A 20,991-nucleotide genomic window follows, 5' to 3' on the forward strand; every position below is an offset into this window, starting at 1 on the left:
TGCTCAGGCCGCGTCCGCGCCGTGATGACGATGACCCGCCGCACGCCACGTCGCGCCGCGATTGCGTCCGGCGGCGATCGTGAACGCGAGCGGTGCGCCTTGCGAGACGCGCTGCGCGGCGGCGAGCGCGCGTTCGGCGTCCTGCGCGCTCGCGACGAACGCGAAGCCGACCGGCCCCCACGATGTCTGTCCGATGCCCGCTTTCTGCTCCGCGGCGACGGCTTCGAGCGCGCGCGCGACGGCGGGGCTCGCGAACACGCCGCCTTGAACGGGCGCGAAGTATTCGCCGATGGTGTGTTGCAGGTCGCAGATGGCGTCGGCGTAGGTGTCGAAATCGTGTTCCGCGACGGCGGGCAGGACGCGCATCAGCACGAGATGCGAAAGGTGCGCGGCGAGCGATGCGGGGAAGGGTGCGAGCGATGCGAGGCCGCGTTTCTCTTCGTCGCCGTGGAGGCCTTCGCGCGAGGTGTCGTCGATGAGCAGGACGCGCCATGCGTCCGGGAATGGCTGGCGGGCGATGAGCGGCGGCAGTTTCGTCGTGGAGGTGTGGCGGGTATTGCGCGCGTCGCGGCCGCCGTCGACGATCAGGCCGCCGTGATCGAAGCCGTGTATGCCGATGCCGGAGCGCGCGCCTCGCGCGAGGATTGTGGCGATATCGGCGGTGGTGGCTTCGTGGCCTCGTACGCGGGCGTAGGCGGTTCCCAGGGCCAAGGCCAGCTGCGTGCCGGAGCCTAAGCCCGTGTGGGCGCGCGAGGTTTCGTGTACCTCGATGTCGATCGTTGGGCCTTTGCCCAGTGCTGCTTCCAGTTGCTCGACGTGGTGTTCGATGCGTTCGCGTTGTGCTTCGGTGGTTGCGCCTTCGATGTGCGCATCGCGTCTGGATGCTGGTGCTTGCCTCGCCGTTATGCGCGTGCCGTGCGCGTCGATCGCAAGACCCACGCTGCCGAAGACGCGGCCCAGCGAGCCATTCGGATCGATGAAGCCAAGATGCAGGCGCGCAGGCGATTCGACTGTGATCGCCGTGGGCGGCGAGATGCGTGCTGGTTGAGTCGGCATCGGGATGGGCTTCCTTTTTCTTGGCGGGATTTTTTTGGGGCTTTGGGGTTAGGCAAATCCTGTACCAGTTTTTTTGTTTCGCCGGATTCCGTGGTCTGTCGGTCTATTAGCGTTGCCCCCTGTGCGGGGCGGCACTCGCTTTCCTTGCTGTAGTCGCCGGATCCCGGTTTCGCGTCGGTCTATTAGCGTTGCCCCTGTGCGGGGCGGCACTCACTTTCTTTGCTGTAGTCGCCGGATCCCGGTTTCGCGTCGGTCTATTAGCGTTGCCCCTGTGCGGGGCGGCACCTACTTTCTTTGCTGCTGCAAAGAAAGTAGGCAAAGAAAGCAGCTTTTCAGGCCCGCGGTCACACGCAATTTGGGTAGTACTCTCGTCCCCGGTGGCACTCGCCTAAAGAGTGCCCTCATCACAATAACGGCGCTTGGCTCGCGCACGGTCCGCCGCCCAATAACTTCGGGGGCGCTGGTTCAGCACGAAATGGCGTCGGCACAGCGCTACGCGCTGCCGCTGGGTCTGCAAGGGAAACCATCGGTTTGCGCGCGCAGTGCGATAAAGATGTTAGTAGCGAAGCACGCGCCGACCCGATAGACCGGTCGGCCGCGAAGCGGGCCGGAGCTATTTGGTGCTGAGCCCGTTTATTGTGTGGTGCGATGTGGCAGACCGTGCGCGAGCCAAGCCCGATGGGGCCTATGAGGGCACTCTTTAGGCAGCCCACGAACGACGAGAGGACTACCCAAATTGCGTGTGACCGCGGGCGTATCGGAAGCTGCTTTCTTTGCTTACTTTCTTTGCAGCAGCAAAGAAAGTGAGTGCCGCCCCGCACAGGGGCAGTGCTAATAGACCGACACGAATACGGGATCCGGCGAAAGCGAAAGCGAAATCAAAAGCGGAACCGAAAGCAAAAGCAAAAACAAAAACAAAACCTCAACCCTCGTCATACTTGATATAGCGGAAGCGCTGATCATCCGAGGGAGTGCCCTCGAGCGGCCCATCCTCCTTCCCGGGCTGCCATTGAATGACCTCTTCGATCTTCGAAGCAAGAGCAAAGTCCTTATCCGTGATGCCTTTAGCGGAATGCGTCTTGAGCTTGACGATGACGAACGCATAAGAAACCGTGAGATCCGGATGATGCCAGGCCGCTTCGGCAAGATGCCCCACCGTATTCACGACCATGAGCGTCCCCTTCCAGCTTTCGGTCTTGAACTTGCGCCTGAGCCACCCATCCTCGACATACCAGTGCTTGAGCACACCGGTCAGACGCTGCTTGATCTCCTCATCGGAATAGACCTTCTCGGCTTGAGCCATGGCGAAGCCTCCGCAAAGTTATCGACGCAAGACCCAGTATGCGCCAAACAAAACATGCTGCATCGCGTCATGTCACACGCGCCGCATGACTGTTCGCGTATTTGACACAGTATGTGTCGCCACCCGACAGGAATTCGTCCACTAACGACAGCATCACCCGTCGAATTCCCGATTTAAAGCAACAGAAGTTAAACCGGCATGGAATATGCAATTGGCCTCTCTACGCAAACGTCCGGCCATGTACTGGACGAAGCGCAACTCGTTACCTGCATTTGAAGGCGCGCACGATGCAACCCGGTAGCGTGGTCATCCCTGGGTCGGAGGCATCACCATTCTGGAGGAGACATGAACTTACGCACCCTGGTTCTTGGACTGGCGGTGGCAGCGACGGCAGGCCTGAATTCTTATGTCGCTCAGGCCGACTCGCAGCTCGACAGCCTGATCAAGAATCCCTCGAACTGGGCGGCGCAAGCGGGCGATTACTCGAATCACCGCTATAGCACGCTCAAGCAAATCAACGAAAACAACGTCGGCAAGCTACAGGTTGCCTGGACCATGTCGACTGGTGTGCTGCGCGGTCATGAAGGCTCGCCGCTCGTCATCGGCGACACGATGTATATCCACTCGCCATTCCCCAACAAGGTTATCGCCATCAACCTGAAGGATCAGACCTTCATCTGGCAATACCAGCCGAAGCAGGACAATCAGGTCATATCGGTGATGTGCTGCGATACGGTCAACCGTGGCCTTGCATATGGCGACGGCAAGATCTTCCTCCAGCAAGCCGACACCAAGCTCGTCGCGCTCGACGCAAAAACCGGCGACGTCGTATGGACCGCGACCAACGGCGATCCGAAGAAGGGCGAAACCAACACCAACGCGCCGCACGTTTTCGGCGACAAGGTCCTGACCGGCATCTCGGGTGGTGAGTTCGGCGTGCGCGGCCGTATCGTCGCGTACAACATCAAGGACGGCAAGGAAGTCTGGAAGGCCTACAGCACCGGTCCCGACAACGAAATGCTGATGGACCCGCAGGCGACCATGACCTGGACCGACGGCAAGATGACGCCGGTCGGTGCCGACTCGTCGCTCAAGAGCTGGCAGGGCGACCAGTGGAAGTACGGCGGCGGCACGACATGGGGCTGGTACGCATGGGATCCGAAGCTGAATCTCATCTACTACGGCTCGGGCAATCCGGGCACATGGAACCCGACGCAGCGTCCGGGCGACAACAAGTGGTCGATGACGATCTTCGCGCGCGATCTCAACACGGGCCAGGCGAAGTGGGTCTATCAGATGACGCCTCACGACGAGTGGGACTATGACGGCGTCAACGAGATGATCCTCTCGGACCTGAACATCGGCGGCAAGACCGTGCCGGCGATCGTTCACTTCGACCGCAATGGCTTCGGCTATACGCTGAATCGCCAGACGGGCGAACTGCTCGTCGCGCAGAAGTACGACCCGGCGGTGAACTGGGCCGATAGCGTCGATCTGAAGAGCGGCCTGCCGATTCGCAATGCGAGCTACTCGACGCAGAAGGCCGGTCCCGATCACAACGTGAAGAACATCTGCCCCGCAGCGCTCGGCTCGAAGGATCAGCAGCCGGCCGCATTCGATCCTGGCTCCAAGCTCTTCCTCGTGCCGACGAATCACGTCTGCATGGACTACGAGCCGTTCCAGGTCGATTACGTGTCGGGTCAGCCGTTCGTCGGCGCGACGCTCTCGATGTATCCGGGCCCGAACGAGAAAGGCGCGATGGGTAACTTCATCGCGTGGGATGCCTCGAAGGGCAAGATCGTGTGGTCCAAGCCGGAGAAGTTCTCGGTGTGGTCCGGCGCGCTCGCGACCGCAGGCGGCGTCGTGTTCTACGGCACGCTCGAAGGCTACATCAAGGCAGTGCGCATCAAGGACGGCAAGGAGCTGTGGAAGTTCAAGACGCCATCGGGCGTCATCGGCAACGTGTTCACGTACCAGTACCAGGGCAAGCAGTATATCGGCGTGTACTCGGGCATCGGCGGCTGGGCCGGCATCGGCATGGCGGCGGGTCTCGAGAAGTCGACGGAAGGCCTGGGCGCGGTCGGCGGCTACAAGGAGCTCGCGAAGTACACGGCTCTCGGCGGCACGCTCTTCGTGTTCGCGATTCCGGGCGGTTGATGTTTCTTCGATGTGAATGAGTCGATGTGCGATGCGCGGCGGCTGCAACGGCCGCCGCGCCGCAGCAACACGAAGCACCTCATATACAAGACATGTTCAAGGAGTCAGACGTATGAAAGGCCGATCACTCTTGCTGCTGACGATGACGCTCGCTGCTTCGTCCGCTTCCTTTGCACAGACGCCGCCTGCGATGCCTGCGCAAATCAAGCCGGTCGCGTATAAGGTCGTCGATGGCAACAAGGTAGACAGCGACACGCTGCAGGGCTGGAAGACCTGGCGTGCGCTCGCGTGCGAACGCTGTCACGGGGCGAAGCAGGAAGGGATGGTCGGCCCGTCGCTGATCGATGCTTTCAAGACGCTCGACAAGAATGAGTTTCATCGAACCGTATTCGGCGGTCGCGTGGACAAGGGTATGCCCGACTTCAGCGCGAGCCAGATGATGCAGAAGAACTGGGAGAACCTCTATGCGTATCTGAAGGGGCGCTCCGACGGCAAGATCAACCCGGGCGATCTGCAGGCAATCGATGCAAAATGAAGACGTTGCATGGCCGATTGGCGGCTGACGTCTGATGATTGCTCTCATACCCGGAGGTGTCGATGTCTGATCGTAATGCAAGCCGCGCCGCTTCGTTCCGATTCGTAGCCACGTTATGCGCGGCATTCGCGACGTTCTCGGCGCAACAGGCGTTCGCGCAAGGTGCGCTCGCTCCGCCGCCCGATCTGCCGAACAACGATGGCGCGGACGGTATCCTGCGCGTGTGCGCCGATCCGAACAACATGCCGCTCTCCAACAAGAAGGGCGAGGGTTACGAGAACAAGATCGCGAGTCAGATGGCGAGCGATTTCGGCTACAAGCTCGAATATACGTATTGGCCGCAACGCATGGGATTCGTGCGCAACACGCTGCGCGAGAAAGTGCCGCAGACGGAGCGCTTCAAATGCGATCTGATCATCGGCGTGCCGAAGGGTTATGAATTGACCGCGACGACGCGTCCGTATCTGCATTCCACTTACGCGATGGTGTTTCCGAACAAGCCCGAATACGCGAGCATCAAGACTCCATCGGATCTGATGAATCTGCCGCCGGATCAGTTGAAGAAAATGAAGCTCGGCGTCTTCGTGAAGAGCCCCGCCGTGGACTGGCTGCTTCGCCATGATCTGATCGCTCAGGCTGTGTCGTATCAGGGGCAAAGCGGCGATCCCGAGGCGTTTCCCGGCGAGATGATCGAACGCGATCTGGCGAAGGGCGACGTCGATGCGGCTTTCGTATGGGGGCCGATCGCGGGCTATTTCGCGAATCGTTCCGATAACAAGGTGCGTCTCGTGCCGTTCCCGGCCGGTCAGCCGATTCGCTTCGACTATGAGATTTCGATGGGCGTGCGTTATGGCGAAAAGGCGTGGCGGGACAAGGTCGATAACTGGATTGCATCGAACCAGCCGAAGATCGATCAGATTCTGACGAGCTATCAGGTTCCATTGTTGCCGTTGCAGCCGGAAAGCGCGCAATGAAGCGGATATACGCGGCTTCTCTTTGCGCGTGGGTTATCGCGCTGGGCAGTGCGATGCCGCGCGTCGCGATGTGTGCGGACGCGCCCGTGGCTTCGGCGCCGACGTCCGTCGATATCAAGCCCGCTGAGCAGTTGCTCTTCATGCAGCCGCATATGACCGGTGTCGAGGCGCAGACCGAGCTCGATTACGCGGTGGATTATTCCGGGCCGCCGTCGAAGGTCAATGACACGTTGCGCGTGCTCGTCGTGAGTCAGGGCAACAGTAAGAACGACGCGAAGGTTTCCGATCGGACGGGGAATGTCAACGTGCCGGGCGGCTTGCCTTGCAATCCGGTAATCATCTATTTTCTGGAGCATGACATCGCGGAGATGGAGCAACTGACGGGCGGTCAGCGGCGCTATTTCCAGCAGCGCGTGAGGATGGCGCTTGCGGCGGGGCCTGCTATCACGCCGGTGTCGAGCGAAGCGCTCGGGCTTGGCAAGCATGCGAAGGCGCAGCAGATCGTCATTCAGCCTTATTTGAACGATCCCAATGCCGAGCGGTTCACCAAGTACCTCGCCAAGCGCTATACGTTCGTCATGGCCGATGACGTGCCCGGGCGATTGCTCATGATTCGCACCGAAGTGCCCGGTGATGGGAACGATTTTGCGCATCCGCTGCAGAAGGAGACGATTGCTTTTCAAGGGACGTTCAGGAATATGGGCGCGCCGGGGAAGCCCTCGAATGCGCCTCGGGCTAGTCGGTGATTTTTTTCTTTTTCGCCGGATCCCGGTTTCGCGGCGGTCTATTAGCGTTGCCCCTGTGCGGGGCGGCACTCACTTTCTTTGCTGCTGCAAAGAAAGTAAGCAAAGAAAGCAGCTTTTCAGGCCCGCGGTCACACGCAATTTGGGTAGTTCTCTCGTTGCAGATGGCACTCGCCTAAAGAGTGCCCTCATCACAATAACCGGGCTTGGCTCGCGCACGGTCCGCCGCCCGAAAACGCTGAGGACACTGGTTCAGCACGAAAGAGCTTCGGCACAGCGCTACGCGCTGCCGCCGGGTCTGCAAGGGAAACCAACGGGCGGCGGAGGCGGCGAGATGGAGACGTTTGAGAGAAGCACGCGCATTCCCGATTGACCGGTCGGCCGCGGAGCGGGCTGGAGCTATTTGGCGCTGAACCAGTGCGGGGTGTGGTGCGATGTGGCGGACCGTGCGCGAGCCAAGCCCGGTTGGGCCTATGAGGGCACTCTTTAGGCAGCCCACGATGGACGAGAGGACTACCCAAATTGCGTGTGACCGCGGGCGTATCAGTAGCTGCTTTCTTTGCCTACTTTCTTTGCAGCAGCAAAGAAAGTGAGTGCCGCCCCGCACAGGGGCAGTGCTAATAGACCGACACGATCACAGGATTCCAAAGAAGCCGCAGCGAACCAAACCCGCCCAAAACGACCCCGTGAATTTCATCCGCTCCCTAACCCTGCGTCAGCTGCAAATCTTCGTGATAGCAAGCCGCTGTCCAAGCTTCGCCCGCGCAGCGGAGGAACTGCACCTCACCCAACCAGCGGTATCGATGCAAATCCGGCAACTCGAAGAAGCGATCGGCTTACCGCTATTCGAGCGAGTCGCGCGACGCTTATCGCTGACCGAAGCCGGCGAAAGGCTCTCACATCACGCGAGCCGCATACTCGGCGAAATCAAAGACGCCGAAGACGCCATGATGTCGCTCACACAAGCCGATAGCGGCGCGATAGCGGTGAGCATCGTCAGTTCGGCGACGTACTTCGCCCCCAAGCTTCTCGCGCTCTACAGGCAGCAATATCCCAAGGTCGATGTGCGCTTCTCCGTCGGCAACCGAGAAACGCTCTTGCGTCTCTTGCAGGACAATGCAACCGATCTAGCCATCATGGGCCGCCCGCCGCCCGAACTCGGTACGACCGCCGAGCCGCTCGCCTATCATCCGCATGTGATCGTCGCGCCGCTGTCGCATCCGCTGCGTCATGCAAAACAATTCGACCTTCAGGAACTTGCGAACGATACGTTCCTGCTACGCGAACCCGGCTCGGGCACGCGCGCCGTCGCCGAGCATGTCTTTCGGCAGAACCTCTTCGTGCCCGCGCATAGCGTCACGCTCGGCAGCAACGAAACCATCAAGCAGGCCGTCATGGCGGGCATGGGCGTGAGCCTCATCTCGCTGCACACGCTCTCGCTCGAACTGCGCACCGGCGAAATCGCCGTGCTCGACGTGAACGGCACGCCCGTCGAACGCACGTGGCAACTCGTGCATTCACGCTCGAAACAACTTTCGCCGACTTGCCTCGCTTTTCGCCGCTTCCTCCTCGAACACGCCGAACCGTTTCTGGAGCGCGAATACGCGCAGTTCGGCCTGCGCAGACCCAGGCGGCTCGCCGAAGCAAGCGACGTCCGATGAACGTCGCATCGGCCTGCCGTCGCATCACGTTCCTCGTACTAATTGCGTGTGCAACTATCGCGCGTGCGCAGACCGCGCTGCAGGTCACGCAGATCGCGCCCGGTAACTACGCGCATCGCGGTCACGACGATGTCGCGACGCACGAGAACGGCGGCGATATAGCGAATGTGGGCTTCATCGTCGGAACACGCTGCGTCGCGGTGATCGACACAGGCGGCACGCTCGCGGAAGGCCGCGCGTTGCGCGCCGCGATACGCGCTGTCACGCCGCTGCCGGTCTGCTATGTCATCAACACGCACATGCATCCGGATCACATCTTCGGGAATGCGGCTTTCAAGGACGATCATCCGCAATTCGTAGGCAGCGTGACGCTCGCGCAAGCCGAAGCCTCGCGCGCGGACAACTACATGCGCGCGCTCAATCGCGAGTTGGGTAGCGCGGCAGCGGGCAGCGAAATCGTCGCGCCGACGAAGACGATCGACGGCACGGGCACGCTCGATATCGGTGGACGCACGCTCACGCTGCGCACATGGAAAACCGCGCATACCAACAACGACTTGACGGTATACGATGAGAAGAGCGGCACGTTGTGGACGGGTGATCTGCTGTTTGTGCACTGCATTCCTGTGATCGATGGCAGCGTTATCGGCTGGCTCGACGACATTGCGCGCATTCGACAGATGAATCCGCGTCATGTCGTGCCGGGGCACGGTCCGCTCGATCCGCCTTGGACGCAATCGCTCGACGCCGAGGAACGCTATCTCGCCGATCTGGCGCGCGATGTGCGTGCTGCGATCAGGAAGGGCGAAACGATCGGGCAGGCAGTCGATAGCATCGGTCTCGGCGAGAAAGACAAGTGGCTTCTCTTCGACATGTATCACCGTCGCAATGTGACGGCCGCTTATGCGGAGCTCGAATGGGAGCAGTAGTGCAGGACTGGAGGGACATCATGAAGACAACATGGTCCGGCGTTCGCGCGATGACGGTCGCGAGCCTCGCCGCCGCGGCGCTCTCGCCGTATGCCGCGCAGGCGGCGCAGCCCGACGACGATCCCGACAAGGTGGCGCGCTGGATCGACTTCAGGGAAGGGACGTTCAAGGGCCGCACGATCGACACGCACGGCGATGCGGTCATCAAGCTCGACGCCCCCGCGCGCGCAGCCGATGCCGCCGTCGTGCCGATCGCGATCAACGCGCAGTTTCCGCAATCGCCCGCGCGTTACATCAAGAAGCTCTATCTCTTCATCGACGAAAATCCCGAGCCGTATGCAGGATCGTTCGAGTTCACGCCGGAATCGGGACTCGCGACGATCGAAACGCGCGTGCGCGTGGAGGACTACACGTTCATGCGCGCGATTGCTGAGACGAACGACGGCAAGCTCTATAGCGCCGTTCGTTTCGTGAAGGCGTCGGGCGGATGTTCCGCACCCGCCGACAAGGACGAAGACGCGGCCGAGCGGACAGCGGGACAGGTCCGTCTTCAGGCCGAAGGTCAGGCCGTGGCGGGCAAGCCCGAACTCGCGCAACTGATGGTGCGTCATCCGAATCGAACCGGCATGGCGATGAACCAGGTCACGCGCAACTACGCGTCGGCGTATTTCATTCGCAAGGTGTCGGTCACGTATGCGAATAAGCCGGTGATGACCGCGAACGTCAACTTCTCGATTAGCGAGAACCCGAATTTCCGCTTCTATTTCGTGCCGAGCGGAACCGGCGAACTGAAGGCGTTTATCGAGGATACGAAGAACAAGCATTGGGACGGCGCCGTGGCGGTCAACGCGCAAACGGGCAGCGCGCAGACATCGGCGATGAAATGACGGTGCGCCGCTTGCGAGCGCTGTTCTTCACGCTGCTCTGCGCTGTCAGCACGCTCACGCATGCGGCGATGAGCGGCATGCCCGCACCTGTCGCCATTGCGCCGGGCGTGTACGCGTTCATCGGCGACAACGATGCCGTCGCGCCCGCGAATCACGGCATCGTCGCGAACAACGGCTTCATCGTCGGACAGGACGGCGTGACAGTCATCGACACAGGTTCGTCTTATCGCTATGGCCGCGCGATGATCGAAGCGATCCGCAAGGTCACGCCGTTGCCGGTGAAGCTCGTCATCATCACGCATCAGGCGCCCGAGTTCGTGTTCGGCGCGGCCGCGTTTCGCGACGAGGGCGTGCCGATCCTCGCGCACGCGCGCGCCGCGCAATTGATTCGCGAACGCTGTTCGATTTGTCTCGCCAATCTGCGCAAGACGCTCGGCGAAGATGAAATGGCCGGCTCGCGCGTGACCGTTCCCGATCAGACGGTAAACGGCACGACGGAGATCGAAAGCGGCGGACGCAAGCTGCAACTGCTGCACTTCGGTCCTGCCAGCACGCCCGGCGATCTCGCCGTGCTCGACACGCAAACCGGCGTGCTGTTCGCGGGCGGGCTCGTATCGAATGGACGCATACCCGAGCTGCGCAACGAGCAGATTTCCGGCTGGCTCGCCGCGCTCGAGAACCTGCGCGGGCTCGACCTGAAGACGGTTGTACCCGGCTTCGGCAAGCCCTTGCGCGGCGACGACATCATGCGGACCGGCACGTATCTGCGCGAGCTCGAAGCCGCGGTGAAGCAAGCCTACACGAGCGGCGTCGGACTGACCGAAGCGATGCACACCGTACAGGTGCCCGCGTTCAGGAACGACAAGCTCTATGCGACCGCGCAGCCGCAGAACGTGCAGCGCATCTATCTGCAACTGGAAAAGCAGTAGCGCGTTGACGCAACCTTTCTTCCAACGCCGTAAAACTACCAGGAGACACAACGATGGCCCAGCTCGTAGCGCTATATAAAAATCCGTCCGACCCGCAGGCATTCGACGACTACTATGCGTCGACTCACGCGCCGCTGGCAAAGACGCTGCCGGGCCTGCGGCGCTATGAGATCAGCGCGGGACCGGTCGTGGCGGCATCGGGAGAATCGCCATATCACCTCGTCGCGCTGCTTCAGTTCGATTCGCTGGAAGCGATCCAAGCCGCGTTCGACTCGCCCGAAGGCCAGAAGACCGCCGGCGATCTCGCGAATTTCGCGCAAGCCGGCGTCGATCTGCTGATGTTCGATTCGAAAGAAGCCTGACCGACCTTTATGCCTTCGGAGATGCAACCGCGTCTCCGAAGCGCGTCTCTTTCCTCAGCTTATTTCCCCGAACGCAAGACCCGCGTCGCCGAATGGGGATGCTGCACGGTTTTATATCCATCGATACAATACGTTCTCTATCGGACGATATAAAACGTCCGTCCTTCAATTCGACGGAGCGGGATCATGGCGCGACCGCGCAATTTCGACGAGGACAGCGTGCTGCATGCCGTTGCCGAAGCGTTCTGGACGCACGGCTACGACGGCACGTCCACACGCGACCTCGTGCAGTACACGGGCCTTACACAGCCGAGCCTCTATAACGCTTTCGGCGACAAGCGCGCGCTCTTTCTGCGCGCGCTCGATCACTATCTCGAACACACCTTGCGCGAGCGCATCAACAGGCTCCAATCCACGATGCCGCCCGATCGCGCGATCAGCGCGTTCTTTCGCGAGGTCGTCGAGCGTTCGGTGTCGGACGAGCATCGGCGCGGCTGCATGCTCGTCAATGCGGCGCTCGGCGCATCGCCGGAAGACGAAGCGTTTCGCGAGCTCATCGCGGAGGAGATGTCGCTGATGCGCGCGTTCTTCGAGCGCTGCCTGAAGGCCGGATTCAAGAGCGGCGAAATCGAGCGCGTGATGCCGGCCGATGCCGCCGCCACGAATCTGCTCGCGGTGCTGCTCGGCGTGCGCGTGCTCGCGCGCGTCGATCCGAAGCCCGCGTTGTTGATCGGCGCCGTCGCGCCGACGCTGGCGATGCTGAAGCTGCCGCCGCTCGGGCTCAGCGTCGGCAAGCGTTAAGGCCTTCGTATCCATTCACGTCACGTTGTCCGTCCGCGTGCAAGCGCTGCGGCCGGGGGAGTCGTCATCATGTCGGAACAAACGGTATCGGCCGTCAGCGCCGATCAGCCCACTGCGCTCGATGCCCGCACTTTCTTCGCGATGCTCGCGGGCTTTTGCGCGAGTCTCGTCGCCATCGGCCTCGCGCGCTTCGCCTACACGCCGCTGATTCCGCCGCTGATCGAGGCGCGCTGGTTCACGTCTTCCCAAGCGGTGACGCTCGGCGCCGCTAACTTCGCGGGCTATTTCGCGGGCGCGCTCTTCGGCCGCGCGATCGCCCATGCGCTCACGAATCGTCACGCGCTGCGGCTGCTCATGGCGATCGCGACGGTGGCCTTCTTCGCCTGCGCGTTTCCGCTGTCGATTGCCTGGTTCTTCGCGTGGAGGTTCCTTTCGGGCTTGTCGGGCGGCGCGATCATGGTGCTCGTCGCGACGACGATCCTGCCGCATGTTCCGCCCGCGCGTCGCGGCTTCGCGAGCGGGATGATCTTCGTCGGACTGGGCTTCGGCATCGCTGCATCGGGGACGCTGATTCCGAAGCTCCTTCATCACGGATTGCACGATACGTGGATGGGGCTCGGCGTGTTTTCGCTGATATTGACGGCAATTGCGTGGTTCGGATGGCCCGCGTCGAACCCACCTGCCGTCGCAAAGCAAGATGCGGCGACGCATTCGAACCCGCACGGCAATACGCGTTTGCGCCTGCTGTATGGGCAATATGCGGCGAACGCGCTCGGCCTCGTGCCCGTGATGATCCTGCTCGTCGATTGCATCGCGCGCGGCTATGGCCGAGGCGCCGAAGTGGGCGCGAGCTATTGGGTGCTGTATGGCGTCGCGGCGATCTTCGGGCCGCTCGTCTGCGGCAATGCGGGCGATCGCATCGGCTTCGGCATGGCTTACCGTTTTGCGCTGCTGGTGCAGGCGTGCGCGGTGGCGTTGCTGGCTTTATCGGCGAATCCGTATGTGATCGGTGTCGCGACGGTGGCGCTCGGCATCTCGACGACCGGCATCGTGCCCCTCGCGCTCGGGCGCGTGCATGAACTGCTGCCGCACGATCATACCGAGCAACGTGCGGCATGGAGCAGGGCGACGTCGGCGTTCGCGTTGTGTCAGGCGCTTGCCGGATATGGCTACTCGTTTCTGTTCTCGCATACGCATAACGATTACGCGCTGATTTTTGCGTGCGGAGCGTGTGCGCTGGCCGTTGCGTTCATTGCGGATATCGTCGTGAACCGCAAGCGCGCCGCGAGCTAATCGATGTGGCCGGAAGTCGAATCGTCCGCTTCGACTTCGGGGTCTGCGACGCTCAAGTCCTCGCGTCGATGATTGATGACGAGAAACACGCTCATCAGCGCGAGGAAGGCACCGACCAGCATTGCGGCATTGATGAAGACACGTTCATAGCCGAGCTCCGCGACGTTGATGAACGGATAGGGATAAAAGTCGGAGAGACGTCCGCGCCACAGCGTGATGCAAAGATAAGACAGCGGATAGACGAGCCAGAGCGCGCATCGTTTCAATGAAAGGTGAAAGCGCGGCACGAAGAGATACCAGTACAAGGCCGCGAGCGCGGGCACGATGGTATGCAGCGATTCGTTGACGAGCGCGCGATAGCCCGATGGTGTCCATAGATAGCGCAGCAACGCGTTATAAGCGATGCCGACGAACACGATATATACGACGACCGCCGTGACGACGGTCGGTTTGCGGAAGAAGCGCGCCAGGGGGAATCGCGCGCGTGTTGCAACGCAGGTGAAGCAGAACGCGGTCAGCAGCACGGTCAAGTTCGTCAGGTAGCTGCTCATGCGCGCGAGGCCGTCGAAGACGGTGAAGCCGCGATTGACGAGACGCGCGATGGTGATGTCCGTCTGCGCCGCGAACGCGAGCCACGCGATCATCGCGATGGCGGCGGCCAGCGCGAGCGATGCGGTGCTGGGCGTGTGAAGCGGCAACGCGGGTTCTTGACGGGGAGGTTGGCGGGACGTGTTCGACATGACGCCATTTTACGTGCGCGCCAGGCGACTGCACCGACGATCGCGTCAGCCGTCACCGCATGAAGCGTGGAAGGCCAAAGATCCAGCCTGGCGCCCGTTCGAGACACGTCCGATCTGGTGCACGGCAAACTCGACTTATAAGTATCCGTGCTTCGCCCTCGAGGAAATCCAGACATGATGTGGCGGGGATTTCCCGGATGCGCACAACAACGTTCGTCTCGCTTGGAAGTGCGGCGGGGCGCAATCGATACGCACGGAGTGCCTCGCCGCGACCCGCTCACCCGAGCCTGACAACCGCATCCCTCAACGCCGTCCTCAACCCTTCCTCGACCACCGGGTGATAAAACGGCATCCGCAGCATCTCATCGACCGTGAGCTTCATCTGCAACGCCCACGCCAGCAAATGCGCGATGTGTTCCGCATCCGGCCCAATCCATTCCGCCCCGACGAAGCGGCGGCTCGCGCGATCGACATACACATGCATCAACCCGCGATTTCTGAGCATCACGCGGCTGCGGCCTTGATCCTCGAAACTCACTTCGCCCGTCACGAACGACTCGGGCTTAAGGTCGACATGACGCGAGCCGACCATCGCAATGCCCGGATCGGTGAACGCAATTGCAATCGGCGCGCGACGCTCGACCGCTTCGACATGCGGATAACGCGCCGCATTCGTGCCCGCCGCGCGTCCTTCGTCGGCGGCTTCGTGAAGCAAGGGCAGCACGCCGTTCGCATCGCCGGCGATGAACACCGGATGAGCGCCCGCCTGCAGCGTGAGCGGATCGTAGACCGGCAGGCCAACGTCATCGAGTGCAAGCGATGTATTGCTCAAAGCCAGCCCGCCGACATTCGGCTTGCGCCCGGCAGCGACGAGCACGTAATCAAAGGTTTCCTCGATCGACTCGCCCGCATCTGACACATAGCGCAAACGCACTTCATCTCCTTCGCGCACGGCGGCCTGCACTTGCGCAAACGGCTCGAAACGAAACGCTTCGCTGAACACACGCCCGGCATACGCACGCACATCGGGATCGGTGAAAGGCCCGACGCGCCCGCGCGCGCCCAGCAGCGACACACGCACGCCGAGCCGCGCCAGCGCCTGACCGAGTTCGAAGCCGATGACGCCCGCGCCGATCACCGCAACGCGCTTCGGCAAATCGTCCCACGCGAACACATCGTCGTTGATGATGGCGCGATCGCCGAGCGCGCGATACATCGACGGCATAACGGGACTCGACCCCGTCGCGATGACGATGCTCTTCGCCTGCACCTTCGTATCGTCGCCCACTTGCAGCAGGTTATCGTCGATGAAGCGCGCGTAGCCGGTGAGCTTGTCCGCATCGGGCATCGCATCGACGCCCGCGACGACGAAGCTGACGAAACGATCGCGCTCGCGCTTCACGCGCGCCATCACTTCGCGCCCGTCGATGCGCAGCGCGCCATCGATATGCACGCCGAACGCCGCCGCGTGCGCCGCGTGATGCGCGGCATCGGCCGCTGCGATGAGAAGCTTCGACGGCATACAGCCGACGCGCGCACACGTCGTGCCGTGCGCGCCGCCTTCGATGAGAATCGCCGAAGCGCCCGCAGCCTTCGCCGCGCGATACGCCGAAAGTCCCGCGCTGCCCGCGCCGATGATGGCGACATCCGTATGGATCGTGTTCATGATGAAGTCCCGAGTGATTGATGCAGTTGCGGATCATCATGAAGCGCGGCGCGCAAATCGTGAATGCTCGTTCGTATCGCTTTTCTGCTCGATCGTCTCAACTCGCGACGCATCGAAGTGATGTATTCATCTAGACGTCTCATGCGCGTCACTATCTCGTCATGTTCGCTTCCTAGAATCTCCCGAATGTTTCAGCGCGCCATGTGAGCGCGCCCATCGAGGGAAGCTATGGACGCAATTCGCATCGAGCGTCTCACCAAGACGTTCCGGAATGGCCGCAAGGCGCTCGACTCCGTCGATCTGCGCGTGGAAGAGGGCGAGATGGTCGCGCTCATCGGCGCTTCCGGATCGGGCAAGTCGACGCTTCTGCGGCACATCGCAGGCTTCACGGCATCCGACCCCGCGCCGTCGCACGTCACGTTGCTCGGCCGCCCGATCCAGCAGAACGGCAGGATCGTGCGTGAAGTGCGCTCGATACGCCGCGACGTCGCCTTCGTGTTTCAGCAGTTCAATCTCGTCGGACGTCTTTCAGTGCTGACGAACGTGCTGATCGGCGCGTTGTCGCGCGTGTCGTTGTGGCGTCGTATGTCCGGGCGCTTTCCGCGCGACGAACGCTCGCTCGCGATGGATTCGCTCACCGCGATGGGCATCGGCGAACACGCGTTCGAACGCGCGAGCAATCTGTCGGGCGGTCAGCAGCAGCGCGCGGCACTGGCACGCGCGCTCGTGCAGCGTGCGCGCATCGTGCTCGCGGATGAACCGATCGCATCGCTCGATCCCGAATCGGCGCGACGCGTCATGGAACTCATGCAGACGCTCAATCGCGAGCGCAAGCTGACGGTCGTCGTGTCGCTGCATCAGATCGATGTCGCGATGAAGTACTGCCCGCGCACGATCGCGTTGCGCGATGGCCGCGTCGTCTTCGATGGCGCGAGCGAGCGTCTCACGCCCGAGGTGCTGCACAAGCTCTACGGATCGTCCGCCAGCGAACTGCTTGCGCATCACGTAGCGCGGACGCACGCCGCGGAACCTCAACTCAACGTCAACTCCTGGATCGCATCATGAAAAAATTTCTGGCCGGCGCCGCGCTCGCGTCTTGCCTGCTGACGCAATCCGTTCTTGCCGAGACGATCAACTTCGGCATCATCTCGACGGATTCGTCGGCCGCGCTCAAGCAACGCTGGCAACCGCTCATCGACGATCTGAACAAGCAGACGGGTCTCGACGTGAAGGCCTACTTCGCGACCGACTACGCGGGCATCATCGAAGCGATGCGCTTCAACAAGGTGCAGATCGGCTTCTTCGGCAATGCATCGGCGATCGAAGCGGTCGATCGCTCGAACGGCGAAGTCTTCGCGAAGGTGAAGTACAAGAACGGCGAAGCGGGCTATTACTCGCTGCTCGTCACGAACGCGAACAGCAAGTGGAAATCGCTCGATCAGGTGCTGAAGAACACGAAGGAAATCAATCTCGGTTTCGGCGATCCGAACTCGACGTCGGGCACGCTCGTGCCGTCGTATTACCTCTTCGCGAAGAACGGCATCAACCCGAAGTCGTCGTTCAAGAGCGCGCTGCCGTCGAGCCATGAGGCGAACATGCTCGCGGTCGTCAACGACAAGATCGATGTCGCGACCAACAACACCGACATGCTCGACACCATCAAGACGCAACATCCCGAGCTGTATCCGAAGGTGCGCGTGTTGTGGAAGTCGCCGCTCATTCCATCGGACCCGCTCGTATGGCGTCGCGATCTGCCGCAAGCGACGAAGGACAAGCTGCGCAACTTCTTCGATCACTACGCGGAAAAGGACCCGCGCGAACAAGCGGTGATGACTGCGATCTCGGGCTATTCGGGCTTCGCCGATTCGTCGAATGCGCAACTCGTGCCGATTCGTCAGATGGCGCTCTTCCAGAAGAAGCAGCAGGTGCAGAACGACGCGCATCTCGACGACGCCGACAAGAAGGCGCAGATTGCCGCGCTCGATCAGAAGATCGCCGCGCTCGACACGACGGCGGCGAAGTAAATGAAGCCGCTCGACGTAACGACGTTCGAGGCCGGCATCGTGCGGCCCGTGCGGACGAGTGCACCGAAGCGCAGCTGGACATCGATGTTCGGCTGGATCGTCCTGATCGCCGTGCTGGGTCTGTCATGGCAGAGCGCGGACATGCGCCCGCTCGATCTGCTCGGCGCATCGGGCAACATGAGCCAGTTCGCGCGCGACTTCTTTCCGCCCGACTTCACGGAATGGCGCACGTACGTGCATGAAATGATCGTGACGCTCGCGGTCGCCGTGTGGGGCACGGCGCTCGCGCTCGTCTGCGCCGTGCCATGCGGGCTGCTATCGGCGCAGAACATCGCGCCCGTATCGATCTCGCAACCCGTGCGCCGCCTGATGGACGCGTGCCGCGCGATCAACGAAATGGTCTTCGCGATGTTGTTCATCGTCGCGGTCGGACTCGGGCCTTTCGCCGGCGTGCTCGCGTTGTGGGTTCATACAACAGGCGTGCTCGCGAAGCTCTTCGCCGAAGCGGTCGAAGCCGTCGATGCGCGGCCCGCCGAAGGCGTGCGCGCGACCGGCGCGAGCAGTCTCGATGAAATCGTCTACGGCGTGCTGCCGCAAGTGTTGCCGCTGTGGATTTCGTTCGCGCTGTATCGCTTCGAGTCGAACGTGCGCTCCGCGATGGTCGTCGGCATGGTCGGCGCGGGCGGTATCGGCGTCGTGCTGTATGAAGCGATCCGCTCGTTCAACTATGCGCAGACGTCGGCGGTGATGCTGATCGTCATCGTGATCGTGTCGATGATCGATCTCGCTTCGGGGTGGGTGCGCGAACGCGTGATTTGATTGCGCTTGCAACTATCGATGCCGAGCGCCTCATCAGGCGCTCGCGTCGTTTTCAGGCGTGGTTCGTACGCGCGAGCAGCGCGAGCAATTGCGTGCCGGCGTCTGCGAGCATGCCCGAGTTGTCGATCTTCACGACATGCGCGTGCGACGGCAGTTCGAAGGCCGGACGGCGCGCGAGACGCGCTTCGATCTGCCGGGCGTCTTCGCGTCCACGACGCGCGAGGCGCGCGGCAAGCACGGACGGCGCTGCATCGATATGCACGAAGCGCGCATGCGGATAACGTTCGAGCGCGAGTTCCGCATGCTGGCGCGAGCCGTTCACGACGACTGGCCTGCCGCGCGCGAGCCACGCATCCAGCTCGATGCCGATGCCATACCGCAGCCCGAGGCTTTCCCAATGCATCGCGAAGAGGCCGTATGACAGTCTCGAAGCGAATTCGTCATGCGAAAGGGCGATATGGTTCTCGCCGTCCGCGACCGCGCGCGTGATGTAGCGATGCGCGAACAGCACCTGTGCGCCGATGCGTTCGCGCGCGAAGCCGAGCAGCGAGTCCTTGCCCGCGCCTGACGGTCCCATCACGTAGATCAGTTTCGTGCTATCCACTTTGGTCATGCCACATCCCGTGCGTTGTTGAACGGCAGGCGCTGCCATAGCGTGAACGGCGCGTCCGGCTGCGGCTCGATGAAAAGCGCCGCGCCGTGCACCGGCAGGGGGCCGAGCGTATCGATGCGCGCCTTCCATTCCGACATGATCGACGCGCGCGCGTTCGCATCGTCGAGGGAATCGGAAAGGGTCATATGGAAGCGATATTCGTCGAGGACATACGGATAACCCCATTCGCGCAGCAATTCGATCTGCCGTGCGCTCATGCCATCGACGATGCGCCGCTCGATGCTTTCCCGCGATGGCATCGTACGCAACGCGGAGAGCGCCTTCAGTGCGCTCGCGGCCAATGCTCGAAGGGTTGCGTCGTCGGCGGGCGCGGCGGGCCGTAGCGCGACGAAACGGCCCATTTCCGTGGGGCATACCGGCATCTCGAAGCGCGGCGTCGAACTGGCCCACGCACGCGCACACGCCAGCACGTCCGCGAGCTCGACACCCGGCGCCATATGAAACGGCGCGACGAGCGTCGCGTGCCAGCCATAACGGCGCGGGGCGTGCGTCACGGCATGCGCGGGCGTCGCGGTTTCGCGGCCGCTCTCGGGATCGCGGCCGAGCCATTCGCAACCTTCGCGCCACCATGCGGAAGCGGCAGGCGGCGCGTAGTAGAGCGCCACGCGCGGATGAACGGCGGCGCTCATCGATCGTGCTCGACCATCAATTGCACGCGATCCGCCGCGAAATGCGTGATGCCGTATTTGATCGGCACGCCGTCCTCGTCGACATCGACGTTTTCGACCCACAGCACCGGCTGCTGACGATTGATCTGCAAGCGCCGCGCCACGTCCGACGAAGGCAGCACGCTGCCGATGCGGCTCCATTTGCGCATGTAATCCTTTACGCCGAACGTCTCCAGCGCGGCACTGATGCCGCCCGCCGCTTCGATGACCGCGGGCAGATCGTTGAAGCGCGCGGCTGGGTACCAGTTGCGCGCATACGTCATCGGAATGCCGTCGGAGTCGTGGCGCGTTTCGATCTGATAGACGAGCGTGCCGGCGCGCACGCCGAGCGCCTTCGATACGGTCGGATCGGCCTTCACGCGCTCCGAACTCAGCACGACGCCAGCCGACGTGTGCTTCTGGCGGCGCAGATTCTCGGTGAAGCGCGTGCGCCGGCCGATCTGATAATCGATCGCGCCCGGCTGCACGAACGTGCCGCGCCCCTGCTCGACGCTCACGAGACCCGTTGCGGCAAGCCGCAGCATCGCGCGGCGAACCGTATGACGGTTCACGTCGAAACGCTTGGCGAGTTCCGCCTCGCTCGGCAGGCGTCCTTCGTCGCCGAAGCTCTTCGCGGCAATCTCGGCGGCGAGTATCTGCTCGATCTGCCGCCAGACCGCGACCCCCGCGCCGCGCTCCACGGCAACGCCAGGCGCCGCATTTTCGTTGGATGTCATTGCGCTGTCATTCCTGTCGGTTTGAATATCGTTCTCCCGGATTGTAGTGCGCAAC

At 62.2% G+C, this 20,991-nt stretch carries 21 protein-coding genes; 14 read left to right on the top strand and 7 right to left on the bottom strand.

Going from position 1 to position 20,991, the window contains the following annotated elements; genetic code table 11:
* Nucleotides 1-3: 3 nt before the first annotated feature.
* Together QCE58_RS23845 and QCE58_RS23850 are read right to left on the bottom strand one after the other, a co-directional pair.
* Nucleotides 4-1,056 (bottom strand): beta-ribofuranosylaminobenzene 5'-phosphate synthase family protein, encoded by a 1,053-nt coding sequence (locus QCE58_RS23845; protein ID WP_250521827.1) that lies wholly within the window; start codon nt 1,054-1,056, stop codon nt 4-6.
* A 922-nt stretch (nt 1,057-1,978) separates the two neighbouring features.
* On the bottom strand, nt 1,979-2,359 hold the full coding sequence (locus QCE58_RS23850) for a 4a-hydroxytetrahydrobiopterin dehydratase (RefSeq protein ID WP_008354359.1): 381 nt from the start codon (nt 2,357-2,359) through the stop codon (nt 1,979-1,981).
* 345 nt (nt 2,360-2,704) lie between these two features.
* Here QCE58_RS23850 and QCE58_RS23855 point away from each other — a divergent pair, with 345 nt between their 5' ends.
* The 11 genes from QCE58_RS23855 (at nt 2,705) to QCE58_RS23905 (ending at nt 13,630) form a co-directional block, all read left to right on the top strand.
* The gene (locus QCE58_RS23855; RefSeq protein ID WP_008354360.1) at nt 2,705-4,516 is read left to right on the top strand and encodes a methanol/ethanol family PQQ-dependent dehydrogenase; all 1,812 of its coding nucleotides are present in this window, start codon (nt 2,705-2,707) and stop codon (nt 4,514-4,516) included.
* Between the two features lie 112 nt (nt 4,517-4,628).
* A complete protein-coding gene (locus QCE58_RS23860; protein ID WP_008354361.1) occupies nt 4,629-5,051 on the top strand; it encodes a c-type cytochrome in 423 nt (140 codons plus the stop codon).
* Nucleotides 5,052-5,113: 62 nt separating this feature from the next.
* Complete coding sequence (locus tag QCE58_RS23865; protein WP_008354362.1) at nt 5,114-6,025, top strand: substrate-binding domain-containing protein; 912 nt, start codon at nt 5,114-5,116, stop codon at nt 6,023-6,025.
* Entirely contained in the window at nt 6,022-6,771 is a 750-nt protein-coding gene (locus QCE58_RS23870) for a hypothetical protein (protein WP_008354364.1), read from the top strand. Before QCE58_RS23865 ends, QCE58_RS23870 begins: the two co-directional genes overlap by 4 nt.
* Before the next feature lie 683 nt (nt 6,772-7,454).
* Nucleotides 7,455-8,429, top strand: a complete 975-nt coding sequence (locus QCE58_RS23875; protein WP_033536897.1) for a LysR family transcriptional regulator — start codon at nt 7,455-7,457, stop codon at nt 8,427-8,429.
* Nucleotides 8,426-9,358, top strand: a complete 933-nt coding sequence (locus QCE58_RS23880; RefSeq protein WP_034473493.1) for a quinoprotein relay system zinc metallohydrolase 2 — start codon at nt 8,426-8,428, stop codon at nt 9,356-9,358. Before QCE58_RS23875 ends, QCE58_RS23880 begins: the two co-directional genes overlap by 4 nt.
* Nucleotides 9,359-9,378: 20 nt before the next feature.
* A complete protein-coding gene (locus QCE58_RS23885) occupies nt 9,379-10,245 on the top strand; it encodes a quinoprotein dehydrogenase-associated SoxYZ-like carrier (protein WP_250521823.1) in 867 nt (288 codons plus the stop codon).
* Nucleotides 10,242-11,174: an MBL fold metallo-hydrolase gene (locus tag QCE58_RS23890; RefSeq protein ID WP_250521822.1), complete on the top strand. Its 933-nt coding sequence runs from the start codon at nt 10,242-10,244 to the stop codon at nt 11,172-11,174. The genes QCE58_RS23885 and QCE58_RS23890 overlap by 4 nt, the downstream gene beginning before the upstream one ends.
* A 53-nt stretch (nt 11,175-11,227) precedes the next feature.
* Complete coding sequence (locus tag QCE58_RS23895) at nt 11,228-11,536, top strand: EthD family reductase (RefSeq protein WP_008354369.1); 309 nt, start codon at nt 11,228-11,230, stop codon at nt 11,534-11,536.
* Between the two features lie 186 nt (nt 11,537-11,722).
* On the top strand, nt 11,723-12,337 hold the full coding sequence (locus QCE58_RS23900) for a TetR/AcrR family transcriptional regulator (RefSeq protein ID WP_309780467.1): 615 nt from the start codon (nt 11,723-11,725) through the stop codon (nt 12,335-12,337).
* A 69-nt stretch (nt 12,338-12,406) separates the two neighbouring features.
* A complete protein-coding gene (locus tag QCE58_RS23905) occupies nt 12,407-13,630 on the top strand; it encodes a YbfB/YjiJ family MFS transporter (protein ID WP_250521821.1) in 1,224 nt (407 codons plus the stop codon).
* Here the strand turns inward: QCE58_RS23905 and QCE58_RS23910 are convergent.
* Nucleotides 13,627-14,370 carry a Pr6Pr family membrane protein gene (locus QCE58_RS23910; RefSeq protein ID WP_250436139.1) on the bottom strand — a complete coding sequence of 248 codons (744 nt, stop codon included), beginning with the start codon at nt 14,368-14,370 and terminating at the stop codon, nt 13,627-13,629. The genes QCE58_RS23905 and QCE58_RS23910 overlap by 4 nt on opposite strands.
* Before the next feature lie 277 nt (nt 14,371-14,647).
* On the bottom strand, nt 14,648-16,036 hold the full coding sequence (locus QCE58_RS23915; protein WP_250440778.1) for a dihydrolipoyl dehydrogenase: 1,389 nt from the start codon (nt 16,034-16,036) through the stop codon (nt 14,648-14,650).
* A 228-nt stretch (nt 16,037-16,264) separates the two neighbouring features.
* Here QCE58_RS23915 and phnC point away from each other — a divergent pair, with 228 nt between their 5' ends.
* From phnC to phnE, 3 genes are all read left to right on the top strand, one after another.
* Complete coding sequence (gene phnC / locus QCE58_RS23920; RefSeq protein WP_175982850.1) at nt 16,265-17,101, top strand: phosphonate ABC transporter ATP-binding protein; 837 nt, start codon at nt 16,265-16,267, stop codon at nt 17,099-17,101.
* Nucleotides 17,098-18,060, top strand: coding sequence for a phosphonate ABC transporter substrate-binding protein (gene phnD, locus QCE58_RS23925; RefSeq protein WP_250521820.1), 963 nt, complete (start codon nt 17,098-17,100; stop codon nt 18,058-18,060). The genes phnC and phnD overlap by 4 nt, the downstream gene beginning before the upstream one ends.
* Nucleotides 18,061-18,144: 84 nt before the next feature.
* A complete protein-coding gene (phnE, locus tag QCE58_RS23930) occupies nt 18,145-18,879 on the top strand; it encodes a phosphonate ABC transporter, permease protein PhnE (RefSeq protein ID WP_250521825.1) in 735 nt (244 codons plus the stop codon).
* Nucleotides 18,880-18,931: 52 nt separating this feature from the next.
* Here phnE and phnN read toward each other — a convergent pair whose 3' ends face one another.
* Genes phnN through phnF form a run of 3 tightly spaced genes read right to left on the bottom strand, consistent with a single transcriptional unit; the run spans nt 18,932 to nt 20,936 of the window.
* Nucleotides 18,932-19,492: a phosphonate metabolism protein/1,5-bisphosphokinase (PRPP-forming) PhnN gene (gene phnN / locus QCE58_RS23935; protein ID WP_250521819.1), complete on the bottom strand. Its 561-nt coding sequence runs from the start codon at nt 19,490-19,492 to the stop codon at nt 18,932-18,934.
* Nucleotides 19,489-20,181, bottom strand: a complete 693-nt coding sequence (locus QCE58_RS23940; RefSeq protein ID WP_250521818.1) for a DUF1045 domain-containing protein — start codon at nt 20,179-20,181, stop codon at nt 19,489-19,491. The genes phnN and QCE58_RS23940 overlap by 4 nt, the downstream gene beginning before the upstream one ends.
* On the bottom strand, nt 20,178-20,936 hold the full coding sequence (gene phnF / locus QCE58_RS23945) for a phosphonate metabolism transcriptional regulator PhnF (protein ID WP_175982854.1): 759 nt from the start codon (nt 20,934-20,936) through the stop codon (nt 20,178-20,180). Before phnF ends, QCE58_RS23940 begins: the two co-directional genes overlap by 4 nt.
* Nucleotides 20,937-20,991: the final 55 nt, after the last annotated feature.

The sequence above is a fragment of the Caballeronia sp. LZ028 genome (genome assembly GCF_031451415.1).
Classification (GTDB): domain Bacteria; phylum Pseudomonadota; class Gammaproteobacteria; order Burkholderiales; family Burkholderiaceae; genus Caballeronia; species Caballeronia zhejiangensis.